The sequence below is a fragment of the Anaeromyxobacter terrae genome (assembly GCF_022690685.1).
Lineage (GTDB): Bacteria > Myxococcota > Myxococcia > Myxococcales > Anaeromyxobacteraceae > Anaeromyxobacter > Anaeromyxobacter terrae.
On the sequence record NZ_JALCYY010000008.1, the window covers coordinates 1 to 16658 of the forward strand.

The following is a 16658-nucleotide window of genomic DNA, read 5'->3' on the forward strand; positions in this document are numbered from 1 at the left end:
CTCGCGCTCGCGGCGCCGGCTCCGCGGCGCCTGCGCTCGCCGCGCCGCCCGCGACGAGCCCGAGGCCGGAGAGGTCCCCCGTCGCGACCGCCGGCTCGCGGGGGAGCGTCCCGGCGCGGAGGGCCTCCCGGGCGCCGCCCGGCGCGGTCGCCGCCACCCGAAGGAGCAGCTCCACCCGCGCGAGCACGCCAGGGCTCGCCGGGCGCCCCTCTTCGGAGAGCACCTCGCCGGCCCGCCCCCGCAGCGCGCGCGCCGCCGCCCGGAGCTCCTGCTCGGCCTCGCGCAGCGCCTCCGCGCCCTGACCCGCGAGCGCGCGACGCTGGCCCGCGCGGAGCCGGTCGCCCGCGCCGAGCAGCGCCGCGATCTCCTCCCGCCGCTCGCGGGCGACCCGGTTCAGGACCCAGGCGAGCCCGACCGGACGGCGGAGCTTGCGGAGCGCGGCCGCACCCGCGGCGTCGCCGCGCCCCGCGAGCGCGCGCGAGAGGGCGTCGCGCTCGGCGGTGAAGCGCGACGGCGAGGTCGCGAGGAGCTTGCCCACCTCGTCGCCGGCCGGGAGGGCGCCCTCGCCTGCGCGGCGGCGGGCCACGGGCTAGCGGCCGCGCAGGACCGCGACCGACCCGGGGACTCCGGGCATGAGGGTCACCGACTCGACGAGCGAGATCTGGTGGAAGATCCCCTCCCGGCCGTCGTAAGCCGCGGCGAGATCCTGGCCGACGATGATGCGCGGTCCGGACGCGGTCCGCATCACGACGACCGCCCCGTCCTCGAGCACGGGCGCCTTCACGATCCCGCCCGCGAACGCCGGCTGGAGCTGCTGGTACGGCGTGAGGGCGGTGCCCGGGTAGGGGCGGAGGAGCTGGTAGAATCGGCCCGGCGAGACCGCCACCGCGTACGGCCCGTGCCGGCCCGCCCCGTCGAGCCGGGTGAGGGCGCCCAGCAGATCGTCCGCCGTGCGGACGGGATCGCTCCAATCGCCTGCGGGCAGCTCGACGGCGCCCTCGTGGCCGAGGAGCCCACGCACGCCCGCGCGCGGCAGCCCCTCGAAGACGATCCGATCCTCGACGCGGGCGATCTGCCGCGCCGCCTCGGACGCCTCGGAGAGGACGAGCGGCTCGCCGCAGGCGCTGTCCGCCTCGATCGCCCGCGCGCCCAGGGTGAACGTGCGGTGGATGACCGGCAGCGGGCGCACCTTCGGCACGTGGACGTGGGCGCCCTCCGGCTCCTCCCCGAGCGGCAGGTCCTCCGCGACGCCGGCGCGCGCGCCGAACCCGATCGGCCCCACCACCTCGAGCAGCCGCCGCCCCGCCCTCACCTCGTCGGCGGCCCCCCGCGCGATCGCGTCGATGCGATCCCAGACCTCCTGCTCGAACGGGGCGCTCTCTCGATCCAGCCAGGTCGTCATCACTTCCCCTTCTCCCGCTGCGCGTCGCCGCCCGCCTCGCCGGAGGCCTTCGCCGCTTCCTCCTCGGTCACGATCGGACCCGCGTGGCCGGTGTGCTCCTTCAGCATCCGGGCGAACGCGACGTCATGGCGGCGGATCCACTCGAGGATCATCGACGCGTGCTCCTTCTCCTCGTCGCGGTTGTGCGCGAGGATCTCCCGGAGCTCGGGATCCTCGGTCGCGTCGACCCGCTGCTGGTACCAGTCGATCGCCTCGAGCTCCTCCTGGAGCGAGACGAGCGCCCGGTGAAGGTTCTTCGTGCGAGCGGACAGGAGCTCCTCCCGCTCGTGCCATCCCTGCGATGCGCCGGCCATCCTGCACGAGTGCGCAGCCGGGACGTCGCCGCCAAGCCCCGGGACGTCCGGCGCCGCGTCCGGGGGGCACACGTTCAGTCGATGTCGCCCGCAGGCCGCGGCGCCCGCGGCGCGCCGCCCGAGCATCCGACCCGCCGCGGGAAGCGAGTTCCTTGCCGAGCGGTTCCATGGCATGAGTCCTCCGTGGAGAGCCCCGCCGACTTCCTCGCCCGCTGGCAGTACACCGGCCTCTTCGCGGTGATCTTCGTCGAGGAGGCCGGGGTCCCGCTGCCGCTTCCGGGAGATCTGTTCATCGCGGCGATGGGGTTCCTCGCGCACCGCGGCCGCGCCGCCTTCGCGCCCACCGCCGCGGTCGTCACGACGGCGACCGTCCTCGGCGCGGCCCTCCTCTACCTCGTGTCGCGTCACGCAGGCCGGCCGCTCCTCGTCCGCGTCGCGCGCCGCCTCGGCTACACCGCGGAGCGCGAGGCTCGGCTCGAGGCGTGGCTCGCCCGGCGCGGCGCGACGGCAATCGTGCTCGGCCGTCTCGTCCCCGGGCTCCGCATCGTGATGACGGTCATCGCCGGGGCGCTGCGGCTCAGGCAGTCCACCTTCGCGCTCGGGACGCTCGTCGCGGGGCTCGTGTGGGCGACGCTCTACTTCTGGATCGGGTGGGCCCTCGGGGCGGGCTACGAGCGCGTCGGCGGCGCAGGCGCGCTGGCCGCCGCCTGGCCCGCCGCCCTGGCGATCGTGATCGCGGCCGCCCTCCTCGCCTGGCGCGCCCGCGCCCGGCGCGCGCGACGCGCGCAGCCCTGAGGCCCGCGCTCGTCGCTCGCGCCGCTGCCGCCGGGGGCGCGCCAGGCGCGTCCGCCGGAGCGGTCGCCGTCCCCGTCGGTGCCTGGCCTCGCCGCAGGTGTGCGGGGTCCCTAGGTTTCCGGCGTGGAAGCCACCATCATCCGACGGATCCTGCTCGTCGAGGACGACCCGGGCATGCGTGAAGCCATCCGCGCTCTGCTCGAGCGAGCGGGCTTCTCGGTGGCCGTGGCGCACGACGGCGCCGAGGCCTGGGAGCTGCTCTCGCGCGGGCCGAGGCCCGTCGCGATCCTCGCCGATCTCTACACGCCCCGCATGACCGGGCACGACCTCGTCGCCCGCGTGCGCCGCACCCCGCGCCTCGCGCGCGTCCCGATCATCGCCATGACCGGCGAGCGGGCCACGAAGTCGCGGCCCGCGGCCGAGGCGTTCCTCGAGAAGCCGTTCTCGCGCGAGCAGCTCGAGTGGGCGCTGCAGCGCGTCGGCGCGGCGCAGCTCGCCTGAACGAGAGCTCGTGATTTCGCGGTGTCGCGAATCACGGTCGGCCGTTCAGGCCAGTTCGCTCGTGCAGCGGGCGAGCGCTCAGCGAGCCGCCCGCAGATCGACGCCGCTCTCGCCCGGCTCCGCGCCCCGGCCGGCGTCCGCGCCAGGGCGCTCGAAGCTCCGCTCGCGCCAGCGCAGCACGGCGGGGAGCGCGACGAGCGCGGCCGCGAGGCAGGCGAGCTCTCCCAGGACGGCGAGCAGGCCGAACGAGAACAGCGCCTGGTTCCGCGCCACGAGCAGCGAGGCGTAGCCGATGATGGTGGTGAGCGAGCAGAGCGCCACCGCGCCGCCGGTGGTCCGCACGATGTCCGAGATCGAGCGGGCGTGGTCGACCCGGCGGCGCTGGAAGATGTTGGTGGCGTAGTCGACGCCGATGCCGAAGGTGATCGGCAGGGCGATGAAGTTCAGCATGTTGAGGCGCAGGTGCAGCGCGCCGGCGAGGCCGACGAACCACAGCACCCCGACCGCGAGCGCGGCGAGCACCCAGCCCGCGTCGGCGAGCGACCGTACCGACCGCTTGCCGATCCCGAACGCGACGACCACGAGCAGGACGACTCCCACGAGCGAGAGCAACGTCGCGCGAGGGCCGTCCGCCTGGATGGCGTACAGCACGTCCGCGAAGACGAGCAGCGAGCTCGCCACCGGCGCGTCGGCGGGCAGGCCGAGCGCGCGGAGCTCCTCGGTGAAGCGGAGCACGTCGCGGCCGTTCCAGACGTCGATCTTGCCGGAGGGGTAGACGAGCACGGGCGTGCCGACGCGCCCGTCCATCTCGGTGAGCTGGCGCCGGAGGACGTCGGGCAGGTCGGTCGCGCCGAACGGCCGGAGGTCGGCGGGAGGGAGCACCGCCTCGACCGCCATCCGCCGGTCCGGCGCGAGGAAGGACAGGTTCTCGCGCGTCGCGAGCGCGCGGATCTCGCGCACGACCGGGAGCTTCTCCTCCTGGCCGGGCGGGACGAACGCCTCGATCGAGACGACCGAGCCGATCGTGGTCGCGGGGGTCGCGCGGCGGTGGGCCTCGATGCGGCGCGCGATCTCGCGCGCCTGGGCCTCGTCCTTCGCGAGGAGCGCGGTCGGGGTGAGGTGCTCGCCGAACAGGTCGTCCACGCGCGCGTCCCACCAGCCCGGGCCGCCCTTCTCCATCGCCGAGGCGTCGCGCAGGTTGCGGAAGTCGTACTCGAGCGCGTCCTTCGCGAAGTGCGCGACGAAGAAGACCGAGACCGCCGAGAGCAGGACCGCCGCGAGGGTGGTCACGCGCGGTGCCCGCTCGACGAGGTGCGAGAGCGCGAGCGTGAAGATCGGGCGCGAGGGGCGCTGGCCGTCGCGCGTGATGGGCGAGCGCCGCTCCCAGGCGAGGACGAGCGGCGGCGTCATCACGTAGGAGAACAGCCACGACAGGGCCATCCCCACGCCGCCGATGAGCCCGAACTGGTTGAAGCCGCGGAAGTCGGTGGAGAGGAGCGAGGCGTAGGAGACGCCGGCGGCGAGCGCGGCGGTGAGCGTCGCGAGCCAGGTCGTCGCGACCGCGGTCTGCATGGCCGGGATCGGGCCCACCCCGTGGCGCCGCTCCTCGAGGTAACGCGCGAAGAGGATGAGCCCGACGTTGATCCCGTTCCCGACCACGATCGAGCCGAGGAACGCGGTGTTCGAGTTGAGGTGCCCCACCGCGAGCTCGGCGACGCCGAAGGTCGCGAGCACACCGGCGAGGAGCGGGATCCCCACCGCCGGCACCGCCTTCCAGGTGCGGTTGTAGATCGCCACCGCCGCCGCGACCGCGAGGACGACGAGGAGCGTCGCCCACACGAGGTCCTCGGCCAGCGCGTCGTGCTCCATCACCGTGGAGGTCACGTACCCGCCGTAGGTCACCTCGAGCGCGGGCGCGTACTTCTTCGGATCGAGCTCCTTCACGGTCTTGCGGACGAGGTCGTTCAGCGCGGCGACCTTGCCGTAGTCCCCCGGGGCCGAGCCGAGCCGGACGATCATGGCGAGGATCGTCATCTTCTCGCCGGGCTTCCCCGGGACGGGAACTTGCCCCATGGTGTAGCCGTCGCGGAAGCGGCCCAGCAGCTCCTTGCGGTCGCCGCCGAGCTTCGCGATGAGCCCCTCGACGTCCGGGGCGGCCCCCTCCGCCTTCCCCTCGCGGCTCGCCTGCTCCCAGGCGATGCGCCGGGCGAGCACGTCGCGAAGCTGCTCGAGCTCGGCCTTCTCCGGGAAGAGCAGCAGGCGCGGCCGGTAGAAGTCTGCGATCTCGTCCACCCGGTACTCCACCCAGCGGACGAGGTCCTTCGGGGCGGCGTCGAGCTTCTCGGCGAGGTCGTCGGCGAAGAGCTGCAGCGTCACCGCGTCGGCGCCGGAGAGGATCACCGTCTGCTCGGCGAACCCGCCGACGCGCGAGGTGACGTTCTCCAGATCGACCGCGCTCTTGCTCGTCGCCGGGAGCAGCTCCGACAGGTCCGGGCGCAGGTCGCTGTAGAGCCGCACCGCTCCGACGCCTCCCGCCAGCGCCAGGACGGCGCAGACGGCGAGGATGACGGTGCGGTGGCGGTCCGCGAAGCGGACCCAGCGCTCGGACGGTCGCATGGTCGGGTACGTATCCTTCTCCCGGGCGTCCGGTGGACACACGCGCCAGGGGCAGGTGTTCTACCGCATTTCACCCCGGTTTGATTCCAGGCGAGGCCCCGGGGTTCGGGGGTTCGTTCGGTCACCCGGAGAGGAGGCGGGCCGCCTCGCTCGGACCCAGCGTCTCGAGCCGGGCGCCGCGCTCTCCGAGCACGAGGTACGACAGCGCGGCCGGGGTGAGACCGCCCGCGTTGGCGTAGGCGTCGCCGGGAGACAGGTGGGGAACGTGCACGTGGCCGAACACCCCGAGCGCGCACTCCTCGCGCAGGACGAGGTCGAGGCAGCGACGCCGGAACAGGGCGAGCATCTGCTCCTCGGCGACCGCCCGCGCGGCCACCTCCACCGCGCGTGCGAAACCGCGGACGAGCGCGAGCCGGCCGAAGCGGCGGGAGATGCCGTCTCCGAGCCGCCCGATGGGCGAGCGGCTGACGGGATCGGCGGAGTGGCCGTGCGCGACGAGCACCCGCCCGATCCCCGGCACGTGGAGCACGAGCCGCTCTGGACCGGCGGCCGGGTCGTGGTTGCCCGCAGTGCGATCGAGCCTCCCTTCGGCCGACAGCGCGGCGATCGCGCGGGCCACCTCGGGGTGCGCCGCCTCGGCTCTTCCCTCGCCGGAGAAGAGGACGTCGAACACGTCGCCGTTGAGGACGACGCGTACGCCCGCCTCCTGCGCCCGGGCGAGGAACGCGCGCGCGAGCCGGACCGCCGCGGCCGGGCTCTCCGGCGCGAGGTGCCAGTCGCTCGCGATCCAGATCGTCACCGCGCGCGCGCCTCCCGGTGCGCGAGGAGCGCGTCGTAGAGCGCCTGCGTCCGCTCCCGCGCCAGCGCGTGGAGGGGTTGCACGAGCTCCATGTCCCGCCCGCGCCCCGGCGCGTGCGGGACCGGAATCGGCTCGCCGAGCGCGGCGTCGAGCCGCGCCGGGAGCGGGAGCGGCGACCAGAACGAGAGCCGCTTCACCCGGAAGCCGGGGTACGCCTCCGCGCCCCCCACCACCGCGAGCGGCACGATGGGCGCGCCGGTCTCGAGGGCGAGCCGCACGAAGCCGTAGCGGCCGTCCCAGCGGAGCCGGTAGAAGTCGCGCGCGGGCCGCGCCTCGCGCATCCCACCGGGAGTCACGAGCAGCTGCTCGCCGCGCCGCAGCACCGCGAGGCAGCTCTCCTCGCTCGGATCGATGAGGCCGAAGTGGCGCTTCAGCACGGGCAGGCCCGGTAGCGCCTTCTCGATGCGCGACTCGGCCGCCACGATGCGGAGCGGCGTGCGCGGGCCGCTCCGCTCGTGCCAGCGCTTCCAGCCGAGGTGGTAGCCCGCGAGGACGAGGTCGAGCACCAGGTAGCCGGCGCCGTGCAGCGCCACGTAGATGCACGGCCCCTCGGGCGGCGGCGCGCCCTCGAGCCGCATCCGGTGATATCCGGAGAGCGCCCGCGCCCAGGGGAGGTAGGCGCGCCGGTAGTACCAGCGGTCGGCGTCGATGGGCGGCGGGCCGGCGGGATGCGTCACGTGAGGCTCCAGGGCTTGCGGCGGGCGGCCGACGCGCGGGCGACGAGCGCCTCGACCGCCGCGGCGACGGCGTCGGCGAAGGCACCGACCTCCGCGGCGTCTTTCGTCGCGGGCGGCTCGAGCGGCGCGCCGAACCAGTAGTCGAGGGGCACCGGCAGCGGCACGGGCGGGAGCCACGCGCTGTGCCCGCGCCCGAGTGGGAGACGCAGCGGGTGCTGCTGGTCCGCGCCCGCGATCGCGATCGGCACGACGGGCACGCCGGCGCGCGCCGCGATCCGCGCGTAGCCGCGCCGCCCCTTCCAGTCGAGGGCATCGGGAGGCCCGTACAGCTCGCGCGCGCCGCCGGGGAAGACGAGCACCGACTCGCCGCCCTCGAGCGCCGCGACCGCGGCCTCCTCGGTCGCCTCGATCGTGCCGACGTGCCGGCGCACCCAGCCGAGCGCCGGCAGCCGGTGGAGCGAGGTGCCCCGCTTCTCCATCGGCCGGAACGGCACGCGCCCGGAGTCCCAGAACGACACGAGGCCGAGCAGGATCGTCTCGAGGTAGAGCCAGGTGCGGGGGTGCTTCGCCACGTAGATCACCGGCCGATCGGCGGGGACCGCCTCGAGGCCGTGCACGCGCGGGCGGTAGTAGAGACGGAGCGCGCGCGCGAGCGGCACGAGCACCGCCGTCTGGCGCCAGGTCCGGGGGAAGCGCGCAGTGGTCATGATCGCAATGTTCTGACGGGGGCTGCGCCCCCCCGCCGAGCAGAGCTCCGCGCGCCCGTGCGCGCACTCGGATGATGCCCCACCCCGCCGGCCGGGTCCCGTGCGCCACCGAAAGCGAGCGCAGGCGCAGCCGGACAAGGCTGCGCCGGAGCGAGTGGGGGTCCGGGGGGCGCGGCGTGTGCGCCCCCCGGCAAGAAGCCGGCTTCGCCGCTATCGGGGTGGCGCCCCGGCGGGCTCGCTTCGCTCGTTGACTGTTTCCGAATCATGCTCAGTCGTTACACCGGCCGCGCCGCTGCCCGCGGGAGGGCCTCCTCGCGCGCGAGCGCCGCGGCCGGGAGCGCCGCCCGCCCCGCCGCCTGCGCGTAGACGTGCAGCACCCGCGCGGCGACGCGGCTCCAGCAGAGCGCCGCGGCGCGCGCCTGCCCGCGCAGCGCGAGCTTCGCGCGGAGGTCGCGGTCCACCGCGGCGCGCCAGAGGGCCACCGCCAGCGCGCCCGGATCTCCGGGCGGGGTGAGCAGCGCGGCGCCACGCGCCGCCTCGGCGTAGCCCGGCAGATCGCTCGCGACCACCGGGCAGCCCGCGGCCATCGCCTCGACGAGCACCATCCCGAAGCTCTCGCCCCCGAGCGACGGCGCGCAGAACACGTCCGCCCGCGCGTAGGCCTCCGCGAGCGCGGCGTCCCCGAGCCGCCCGCGGAACCTCACGCCGAGGTGGGCGGCGCGCGCGAGGAACCGCTCCGCCGAGCCCGCGCCCACGACGTCCACCTCGACGGCGCGCCGCTGCGCGCGGAGCAGCGCCACCGCGTCGAGCAGGACGGAGAAGCCCTTCCGCGGCTCGCCGAAGCGCCCCACGAACAGCACGCGGGCGGCCGCGCGCCCGGGCGCGCCCTGCGGCGGCGGGGAGCTCGGGGCGCCTGCGGCCGCGAAGCGCGAGAGGTCGACGCCGTTCGGGATCACCGCGGTGCGGCCGCGGTAGATGGTGCGCGAGAACGCCTTCGCCGCGCGCGACACGGCGATCCCCGCGTCGATGCGCGAGAGTCCGGCCGAGGCGACGGCGCGGAGCGCGCGCTGCAGCGGCAGCTCGCGATCGGCGTTCGCGTGGAACGTCGCCACCACCGGGACGCGCGCGAGGCGGAGGGCGTGACGGCCCGGCCCGGGGACGATGGGCTCGTGCACGTGGAGGAGATCGAAGTGGCCGGCCTCGAGGTAGGCGCGGGTCGCGCTCGCCGACTGGAGCAGGCCGATCCGCGCGACCGAGCCGTTCGCCGGCACGGGGACCACGCCGGGCACGCCGTCGCAGCCGTCCGGCACCGCCCCGCTCGCCGGGCCGAGGACGCGCACCTCGTGCCCCGCGTCGCCGAGCGCGCGGGCGAGGTCCTGCGCGTGCCGGTTCACGCCGCCTTCGTGCGAGAGGTCGTACGGCGTGACGATGCAGATGCGCACGAGAGGACCACCCGGAGCCGGACCGCGGAGCGGCCGCCGCGCCGAGGTGGCCCCGCCGCCCGCGAAGGCGGGCGGGGCCACTCTAGCAGGAGGGGCAGCCGCGCGCGGCTACCCGACCTTGCTCTGCGAGGTCGCCGCGACCGCCTGGGCATAGCGGCGGAGCTGGGCGTGCAGGTTCGTCTGCTGCTGGAAGAGGTCGTGCACCTGCGAGTGACCGGGATTCACGACCGGGCTCTTGAAGAAGAACGAGAGCCACTCCTGGGCGCCCTTCTCGCCCGCGCGCTGGCCGAGGTCGGCGAGGAGCGCGAGGTCGAGCACGAGCGGCGCCGCGAGGATCGAGTCGCGGCACTGGAAGTTCACCTTGATCTGCATCGGGTAGCCGAGCCACCCCACGAGATCGATGGCGTCCCAGCCTTCCTTGTTGTCGCCGCGCGGCGGGTAGTAGTGGATCGTGACCTTGTGGTCCATGTCCCCGTAGAGCTCGGGGTGGCGCCGCGGGTCGAGGATCTGATCGAGCACGCCGAGCTTCGAGACCTCCTTCGTCTTGAAGCTCGCCGCGTCGTCGAGCACCTCGCCGTCGCGGTTGCCGAGGATGTTCGTGGAGAACCAGCCGTCGAGGCCGAGGAGGCGCGCCCGGAGCATCGGCGCGATCGTCGTCTTCATCAGCGTCTGGCCGGTCTTGAAGTCCTTGCCGCCCGTGACGACGCCCTCGCGCTCGGCGAGCTCCTGGAGCGCGGGGGTGTCCTGCGAGAGGTTCGGCGCGCCGTTCATGAACGGGACGCCGCACTTGATCGCGGCGTACGCGTAGATCATCGACGGGGCGATGGTCGGGTCGCTCTTGTCGAGCGCCGCCTCGAAGGCCTTCAGCGACTGGTGGGCGGGGCCGACCTGCGCGTAGACCTCGGTGGAGCCGGTCCACACCATCACGGCGCGCGCGCAGCCGTGCCTCTGCATGAAGCCGCGGATGTCGGCCTGGAGCGCCTCCGCCTTCTCGCGGAGCGTGCCCTTCTTCACGTTCGGACCGTCGAGCCTGCGGACCCACTCCTTGTCGAACACCGCGGGCATGGGCTTGATGGCCTCGAGCTCGGCGCGGATCGGATCGAGGTGGTCGTGGGTGAGCACCTTCGCGCGGCTCGCCGCCGCGTAGGCGTCGTCGGGGATCGGATCCCACCCGCCGAAGACGAGGTCGTCGAGGCTCGCGAGCGGGAGCACGTCGGAGACGCGCGGACCGACCTCGCCCCGCTCGTCGAGCAGGTGGCCGAGCTGCGTGAGAGAGCCGATCGGGGAAGCGAGCTTCCGCCGCACCGCGACCGCGCCGGCGACAGCGGTCGTCGCGACGGCACCCATGCCCGGAAGAAGGACGGCAAGCTTCTCGCCCTTCCGAACGGGCTTTACCCCCAAACCGGTCTTCATGTGTGGTTCCTCGTGGGCTGACCGCCTGCTCCTGCGCCTTGAAGGGGCACGGCCGACGGTTGAGCGCGGTTTCTATCGCATGGCGGGTCGCGGCGGAAGGGGCCGAGTGTTCGTGCACCCGCACTCCTGAAGGGCGAGGATACGCCCGCCCGCCTGCGCTCGAGGGAGCCTCGACGATCGCGATTGGGTTCGCGGGCTCCCGGAATCGGTCCGACACCGCGCAGGTTCGCCGGCGCGACTACCCGTCCGCCGCCGGCGCGCGCGGCACGATCCGCACCGAGGGCGCCTTCACGCGCGCCACGATCGCGCGCCCGGGGACGAGCGCGAGGGCGTCGGCCGAGCGGCGCGTGACGAGCGCGACGAGCCGCGCCCCGCAGTCGACGGCGACGCGCACGAGCGGACCCTCCTCGACGCGCGCGACGACGACGCCGGGCAGCCGGTTCTGCGCGGACGAGCCGTGCGGGGCGGCGTCCTCGAGCACGACGTCCTCCGCTCGCACGCAGGCGTAGGCCTCGCCCGCGACGCCGCCGGGATCGACGCCGACGAGCACCACCGCGCCGGCGAGCACCGTCGCGAGCCCGCCCTCGCGCCCCGCGATGCGGACGGGGAGGACGTTCTCCGTCCCGACGATGCGCGCGACCTCCACGTCGGCGGGCGCGCTGAACACCTCGTGCACCGGGCCGATCTGTCGCACGCCGCCCTGCGCCAGCACCACCATCCGATCCCCGAGCGCGAGCGCCTCGGTCCGGTCGTGCGTGACCACGATCGAGGGCACGCCGGAGGACTCGAGGAGCCCGCGCAGCTCGCCGCGCAGGAGCTCGCGGGTGGGCGCGTCGAGGGCGGAGAGCGGCTCGTCGAGGAGGAGGAGTCGCGGCCGCGGCGCGAGGGCGCGCGCGAGCGCGGCGCGCTGGCGCTGCCCGCCGGAGAGCGCGGCGGGCCGCCGATCGAGGAGCTCCTCGATCCGCATGCGCACGGCGAGCTCCCGCACGCGGGCGTCGCGCTCGGCGCGCGGCAGCGCCGAGAGCCCGAAGGCCACGTTCCCCGCCACGGTGAGGTGCGGGAAGAGCGCGTGATCCTGGAAGAGGAGCCCGACGCCGCGGCGCTGCGGCGGCACGAACGCGCCGGTCGTCGCGTCGGCCCAGGTCTCCCCGTCCAGGCGGATCGCGCCCGCGTCCGGCCGCTCGAGTCCGGCGAGCAGCCGGAGCACGGTCGTCTTCCCCGAGCCCGACGGGCCGAAGAGCACGGTGACGAGCCCGCCCGCGAGCGGGAGCTCCGCGCGAGCCCGGACGACCGGGCCGGAGTCGAAGCGACGCTCGACGTCGAGGCTCAGCGCGCGTCCCACCGCGGGAACCTCCGCTGCTGCAGGCCGTGGACTGCGACGAGGACGAGGAACGAGGCGGCGAGGAGGAACGCCGCGGTGCGGTTCGCGGCGGCGTAGTCGAGCGACTCGACCTGCTCGAACAGCGCGATGGAGAGCGTCCGCGTCTCGCCCGGCACGTTCCCGCCCACCATCAGCACGACGCCGAACTCGCCGAGGGTGTGGGCGAAGGCGAGCACGGCGCCGGCGAGCACGCCGTGCCAGGCGAGCGGGAGCGTCACGCGGAAGAAGGTCGCGAGCGGCGAGGCCCCGAGCGTGTAGGAGGCCTCGACGAGGCGCCGGTCCACGCCCGACAGCGCGGCCGCGAACGGCTGGACCGCGAAGGGCAGGCTGTAGAGGACGGAGGCGACGACGAGGCCCGCGAACGAGAACGGGAACGGGTGCCCGAGGAGCGCCTCGAACGCGCGGCCGGCGGCGGTTCGCGGCCCGAGCCCGACGAGGAGGTAGAAGCCGAGCACCGTGGGCGGCAGCACGATCGGCAGCGCGACCACCGCCTCGAGCGCGAAGCGCAGGCGCGAGCGCGTGGTCGCGAGCCAGTGCGCGAGCGGCAGCCCGAGCGCGACGAGCACGACCGTCGTGAGCGTCGCGAGCCACAGGGACAGCCTGAGCGCCTCGAGATCCATGCTCAGGGGAGCGCGTAGCCGTGGCGGGCGAGGATGCGCCGGCCGTCGGCGCCGCGCGCGAAGGCGAGGAGGTCCCGGGCGAGCCCGGGGGAGCGCGCGCCGGAGAGCACCACGGCGGACTGCTCGATGGGCGGGGCGAGCCCGTCCGGCAAGGGGACGCTCCGCCCGGCGACGGCGAGCTCGGGCGAGCTCGCGAGGGAGCGCGGCACGAGGGCGGCGTCCGCGGCGCCGGTCACGGCGAACTGGGCGGCCTGCGCGACGCTCGTCCCGAGCACGAGCTTCGGCCTCACCGCGTCGAGCACGCCCGCTGCCCGGAGCGCCCCCTCCGCCGCGCGGCCGTAGGGCGCGAGCGCCGGGTTCGCGATCGCGACCTTGCGGACGGCGGGATCGGCGAGCGCGGCGAGACCGCGCCGCTCGACGTCGAGGCTCGAGCCCGCCGGCACCCACAGGGCGAGCCTCCCGATCGCGTAGACGACCTCGTCCGCCGCGAGGCCGGCGGCGACGAGCCTCTGCGGATAGTCGCGGTCCGCCGAGAAGAAGAGGTCGAGCGGCGCGCCGCTCTGGATCTGGGCGAAGAACGCGCCCGAGGCGCCGTAGGTCACGCGCACCTTCACCTCCGGCCGGCGCGCCTCGAACGCGCGCACGAGCTCATCGAGCGCGGGCTTCAGGTTCGCGGCGGCGGCGACGGAGAGCTGGCGCTCGGCGGCGACGGCTCGGGCGGGACCGCCCAGCACCGCCAGGAGTAGCAACAGGTAACGCATGTGGAGAACATGGTAGCATGTCGTTACCCGTGGCGGACTCGCTCCTCACCACCGAAGAGATCGCGCGGCTCCTCCGCGTCCACCCGAAGCACGTCTACCGCCTCCTCAAGCGGGGCCTGCCGGCCCGGCGGGTCGGCGCGGAGTGGAGGTTCGAGCGGGACGACGTCCTCGGCTGGGCGGCCCGCAAAGGCGCCGCGGGGGTGAATCCCGGGGGCGCCGGCCCGCGAGAGGCGTTCGGCGCCGCCGGCGCGCCACCGCTCGTCGCCGCGAACGGCGACGTGGCGGTGGAGCTCCTCTTGCGCCTCGCGCGCGAGCGCGGCGAGCCGCTGCTCGGCCTCGTCCCCGCCGACATGGGCGAGGGGCTCGGGCTCCTGCGCCGCCGGACCGTGCTCGCCTGCGGCGCCCACGCCGGCGCCTTCCCCCCGGACCTCGACGGCGAGCGGCTCGCGCGCGTGCACCTCGTCGTGCGAGAGGTCGGGCTCGTCGCGCGCGCCGGCGGCGAGGTGCCCCCGCTCGAAGCGCTGGCCGGGCTCCGGCTCGCCTCGCGCCCACCCACCGCCGGCGTCCGCGCCCACCTCGACGCGGCGCTCGCGGCGGCCGGGATCGATCCCGCGGCGGCGCAGGCGCGGGCGGCCCTCCTCTCCTCCCACGCCGAGGTCGCCGCGGCGGTCGCCGCCGGCAGGGCGGACGCCGGCCTCGCCTCGGCGGCCTGGGCCGCGCGGCTCGGGCTCGCGTTCCGCGCGCTCGCCCGCGAGCCGTACGGCCTGCTCGTCCGCGCGAGCGATCTCGGCGATCCGCGCGTCGTGCGCCTCTGCGAGGTGGCGCAGTCGGCGGCGTTCGCGCGCGCCGCGGGCGAGGTCGCGGGCTACGACGCGGCGGGGGCGGGCGGCATCCGCTACGACGCAGCGTGACGCGGGCGCGCGCCCCGGACCGGATCAACCGCTATCACCCGGGGTGAGCGCCGGCGCTCGCCACCTCGGGGACCTGCCGCTCGCCCGCCCGTCGCGCCGCCCGGGCACGAGGAGGGGGCCCCCGAAGTCCGCGGCGCACCGCCGCAACGGCGGGCATCGGCCTCTCGGACTGGGAGGAAACGCCATGGCGACCCCTGCCCGAGCGATGGAACGCCACCGCACCCCGGCGGCGCCGGACACGCGGAGCACCCTCCGCGCCCTGGAGGTGCTGCTCGCGCCGCTCGCGCCGCGGGACTTCGCGGTGCGGCTCTGGAACGGCGAGACGCTCGCGCCCGCCGCCGGGCGCGAGGCGCGCTTCGTCCTCGTGCTCACGCACCCCGCCTCGCTCCTGCGGATGTTCTGGCCGCCGGGCGAGCTCATCGTGGCCGAGGCGTTCGTCCGCGGCGACTGGGACGTGGAGGGTGATCTCGTCCACGCGGTCTCGCTGCGCGAGCGGCTGCGCGTCGGCCCGCGCGAGCTCCTCGCGCTCGCGCCGCTCGCGCCCGCCCTCCTCCGCGGCGCCCGCTCGCCCACGCCGCTCTCGCGCGCGGCGCACCTCCGTGGAGCGAAGCACACGCCCGGTCGCGACGCGGAGGCGGTGCGCCACCACTACGAGGCGGGGAACGACTTCTACGCGCTGTGGCTCGACGAGCGGATGGTCTACTCGTGCGCCTACTTCGAGGACCCGACCCGCTCGCTCGACGAGGCGCAGGAGGCCAAGCTCGAGCTCGTCTGCAGCAAGCTCCGGCTCGCGCCCGGAGACCGCCTCCTCGACATCGGCTGCGGATGGGGCGGGCTCGTCACCTGGGCGGCGGAGCACCACGGCGTCTCGGCGCTGGGGATCACGCTGAGCCCGGCGCAGGCGACGCTCGCGCGCGAGCGGATCGCCGCGCGCGGCCTCGGCTCGCGCTGCCGCGTGGAGGTGGCCGACTACCGCACGCTCTCCGCCGAGCCGTTCGACAAGGTGGTGAGCGTCGGGATGGTCGAGCACGTCGGCCTCGCGCGGCTCGGGACGTACTTCCGCCGGGCGTACGAGCTCCTCCGCCCGGGCGGCCTGTTTCTGAACCACGGGATCTCGCCCGCCACGCCGCGCGATCGCAGCCTGCGCGCGAGGCTCCTCCGCGAGGGCGGGTTCGTGCAGCGGTACGTGTTCCCCGACGGAGAGCTGCCGCTCCTGGACGAGACCGCGCGCGCCGCGGTGGAGGCGGGGCTGGAGCTCCGCGACGTGGAGTCCCTGCGCGAGCACTACGCGCTCACGCTGCGTCACTGGATCTCGCGCCTGGAGCGCCGCCGCGCCGAGGCCGAGCGCCTGGTGGGCGTCACGGGGTACCGGATCTGGCGGCTCTACATGGCCGGCGCGGCGGACGACTTCGATCGCGCCCGGAACACGGTGTTCCAGGCGCTGTACGTGAGGCCAGATGGCGGGAGGAGCGGGCTGCCGCTCACGCGAGCGTACGCGGCGCCGCCGTAGCCGCACTCCGTGGCGCGCAGGCGGGCGCCTCGAAGGCAGCCCGGGCGGTGGCCGGGCGGGCGGGCGCCACGGGCTGCCGCTCACGGCGCGCGTCGCTACCTGTCTAGGAGGCCATGGCGGAGCGCGTCTTCCACCTCCTCGTCGTGTCGGCGGTCGTGATGGGCATCGCCCAGACGATCGCGAAGGAGAAGGCGTTCGAGCCGCTCCGCAGCGCGCTCGGCGGCAAGGAGACGTGGCTCGGCTATCTCGTGTCGTGCCCGTACTGCCTGTCCCACTGGATCGCCTTCGTGCTCGTGCCGCTCACCGGCGCGATCTACGTCCGCGTCGCGCCGCGCTGGGGCGTCGTCTCCACGATCCTCGACGTGTTCCTCTCGTCGATCCTCGTCGTGGTCATCGCCGCGTTCATGCGCGTCGCCTTCTGGTTCGTGGACGAGAGCCAGGGCCTCGTGCGTCGCCAGCAGCGGACGGAGGAGGCGGCGACGCGGCTCGTGCGCGAGCGGGCCGAGGCCCTTCGCGTAGGCGGCGCGGGCGCGGCGCGCGAGGCGGCGAAAGAGGAGGCGGACGAGCGGGCGGCAGCCTCGAGGCATCACTGAGGAGCCCGCTCCCGGCAGGCCGCTCCATCGGCCCACGGCAGCGCGCCCGCAGCCGCAACTGTAGGCGGTTGCCCGACGCCCTCCCGGTGCCGATCATTCGCTGCGAGGGGAAACGGG

16 protein-coding genes and 1 pseudogene are annotated in these 16658 nt (G+C 75.4%); 5 read left to right on the plus strand and 12 right to left on the minus strand.

Annotated features, from left to right (window positions below):
* The 3 genes and pseudogenes from MNY62_RS05140 to MNY62_RS05150 all read right to left on the minus strand — a co-directional run.
* A pseudogene (locus MNY62_RS05140) lies at positions 1-586 on the minus strand (hypothetical protein); the annotation flags it as partial.
* A gap of 3 nt (positions 587-589) precedes the next feature.
* Positions 590-1402, minus strand: a complete 813-nt coding sequence (locus MNY62_RS05145) for a family 1 encapsulin nanocompartment shell protein (RefSeq protein WP_242343036.1) — start codon at positions 1400-1402, stop codon at positions 590-592.
* On the minus strand, positions 1402-1755 hold the full coding sequence (locus MNY62_RS05150; RefSeq protein WP_242343037.1) for an encapsulin-associated ferritin-like protein: 354 nt from the start codon (positions 1753-1755) through the stop codon (positions 1402-1404). The genes MNY62_RS05145 and MNY62_RS05150 overlap by 1 nt, the downstream gene beginning before the upstream one ends.
* A 183-nt stretch (positions 1756-1938) precedes the next feature.
* On the opposite strand from MNY62_RS05150, the gene MNY62_RS05155 reads away from it, so the two are divergent.
* A complete protein-coding gene (locus MNY62_RS05155; protein WP_242343038.1) occupies positions 1939-2550 on the plus strand; it encodes a DedA family protein in 612 nt (203 codons plus the stop codon).
* Between the two features lie 123 nt (positions 2551-2673).
* A complete protein-coding gene (locus tag MNY62_RS05160; protein ID WP_242343039.1) occupies positions 2674-3051 on the plus strand; it encodes a response regulator in 378 nt (125 codons plus the stop codon).
* A gap of 78 nt (positions 3052-3129) precedes the next feature.
* On the opposite strand, the gene MNY62_RS05165 is transcribed toward MNY62_RS05160, so the two are convergent.
* From MNY62_RS05165 to modA, 9 genes are all read right to left on the minus strand, one after another.
* Positions 3130-5667 (minus strand): MMPL family transporter, encoded by a 2538-nt coding sequence (locus MNY62_RS05165; RefSeq protein ID WP_242343040.1) that lies wholly within the window; start codon positions 5665-5667, stop codon positions 3130-3132.
* 121 nt (positions 5668-5788) lie between these two features.
* Positions 5789-6466: a metallophosphoesterase gene (locus MNY62_RS05170; RefSeq protein ID WP_242343041.1), complete on the minus strand. Its 678-nt coding sequence runs from the start codon at positions 6464-6466 to the stop codon at positions 5789-5791.
* A complete protein-coding gene (locus MNY62_RS05175) occupies positions 6463-7203 on the minus strand; it encodes a lysophospholipid acyltransferase family protein (RefSeq protein WP_242343042.1) in 741 nt (246 codons plus the stop codon). The genes MNY62_RS05170 and MNY62_RS05175 overlap by 4 nt, the downstream gene beginning before the upstream one ends.
* A complete protein-coding gene (locus MNY62_RS05180; protein ID WP_242343043.1) occupies positions 7200-7910 on the minus strand; it encodes a lysophospholipid acyltransferase family protein in 711 nt (236 codons plus the stop codon). The genes MNY62_RS05175 and MNY62_RS05180 overlap by 4 nt, the downstream gene beginning before the upstream one ends.
* Positions 7911-8185: 275 nt before the next feature.
* Entirely contained in the window at positions 8186-9352 is a 1167-nt protein-coding gene (locus tag MNY62_RS05185) for a glycosyltransferase family 4 protein (protein ID WP_242343044.1), read from the minus strand.
* 108 nt (positions 9353-9460) lie between these two features.
* Positions 9461-10765 carry an inositol-3-phosphate synthase gene (locus MNY62_RS05190; protein WP_242343045.1) on the minus strand — a complete coding sequence of 435 codons (1305 nt, stop codon included), beginning with the start codon at positions 10763-10765 and terminating at the stop codon, positions 9461-9463.
* Positions 10766-11003: 238 nt separating this feature from the next.
* Positions 11004-12107, minus strand: a complete 1104-nt coding sequence (locus tag MNY62_RS05195; RefSeq protein WP_242343046.1) for an ABC transporter ATP-binding protein — start codon at positions 12105-12107, stop codon at positions 11004-11006.
* Positions 12092-12766: a molybdate ABC transporter permease subunit gene (gene modB / locus MNY62_RS05200; RefSeq protein ID WP_242343047.1), complete on the minus strand. Its 675-nt coding sequence runs from the start codon at positions 12764-12766 to the stop codon at positions 12092-12094. The genes MNY62_RS05195 and modB overlap by 16 nt, the downstream gene beginning before the upstream one ends.
* A gap of 2 nt (positions 12767-12768) precedes the next feature.
* The gene (modA, locus tag MNY62_RS05205) at positions 12769-13527 is read right to left on the minus strand and encodes a molybdate ABC transporter substrate-binding protein (RefSeq protein ID WP_242343048.1); all 759 of its coding nucleotides are present in this window, start codon (positions 13525-13527) and stop codon (positions 12769-12771) included.
* Positions 13528-13544: 17 nt separating this feature from the next.
* On the opposite strand from modA, the gene MNY62_RS05210 reads away from it, so the two are divergent.
* From MNY62_RS05210 to MNY62_RS05220, 3 genes are all read left to right on the plus strand, one after another.
* Complete coding sequence (locus MNY62_RS05210) at positions 13545-14438, plus strand: substrate-binding domain-containing protein (protein ID WP_242343049.1); 894 nt, start codon at positions 13545-13547, stop codon at positions 14436-14438.
* A gap of 184 nt (positions 14439-14622) precedes the next feature.
* A complete protein-coding gene (locus tag MNY62_RS05215; RefSeq protein WP_242343050.1) occupies positions 14623-15948 on the plus strand; it encodes a class I SAM-dependent methyltransferase in 1326 nt (441 codons plus the stop codon).
* A gap of 113 nt (positions 15949-16061) precedes the next feature.
* Positions 16062-16541, plus strand: a complete 480-nt coding sequence (locus MNY62_RS05220; RefSeq protein ID WP_242343051.1) for a DUF1360 domain-containing protein — start codon at positions 16062-16064, stop codon at positions 16539-16541.
* The last annotated feature ends 117 nt before the right edge of the window (positions 16542-16658 follow it).

Excerpts from the sequence above, each read along its gene's own strand:
- MNY62_RS05145 (WP_242343036.1), bottom strand. The coding sequence starts at position 1,402 with ATGACGACCTGGCTGGATCGAGAGAGCGCCCCGTTCGAGCAGGAGGTC.
- MNY62_RS05150 (WP_242343037.1), bottom strand. The coding sequence starts at position 1,755 with ATGGCCGGCGCATCGCAGGGATGGCACGAGCGGGAGGAGCTCCTGTCC.
- MNY62_RS05165 (WP_242343040.1), bottom strand. The coding sequence starts at position 5,667 with ATGCGACCGTCCGAGCGCTGGGTCCGCTTCGCGGACCGCCACCGCACC.
- MNY62_RS05180 (WP_242343043.1), bottom strand. The coding sequence starts at position 7,910 with ATGACCACTGCGCGCTTCCCCCGGACCTGGCGCCAGACGGCGGTGCTC.
- MNY62_RS05190 (WP_242343045.1), bottom strand. The coding sequence starts at position 10,765 with ATGAAGACCGGTTTGGGGGTAAAGCCCGTTCGGAAGGGCGAGAAGCTT.
- modB (WP_242343047.1), bottom strand. The coding sequence starts at position 12,766 with ATGGATCTCGAGGCGCTCAGGCTGTCCCTGTGGCTCGCGACGCTCACG.
- modA (WP_242343048.1), bottom strand. The coding sequence starts at position 13,527 with ATGCGTTACCTGTTGCTACTCCTGGCGGTGCTGGGCGGTCCCGCCCGA.
- MNY62_RS05210 (WP_242343049.1), top strand. The coding sequence starts at position 13,545 with ATGTCGTTACCCGTGGCGGACTCGCTCCTCACCACCGAAGAGATCGCG.
- MNY62_RS05215 (WP_242343050.1), top strand. The coding sequence starts at position 14,623 with ATGGCGACCCCTGCCCGAGCGATGGAACGCCACCGCACCCCGGCGGCG.
- MNY62_RS05220 (WP_242343051.1), top strand. The coding sequence starts at position 16,062 with ATGGCGGAGCGCGTCTTCCACCTCCTCGTCGTGTCGGCGGTCGTGATG.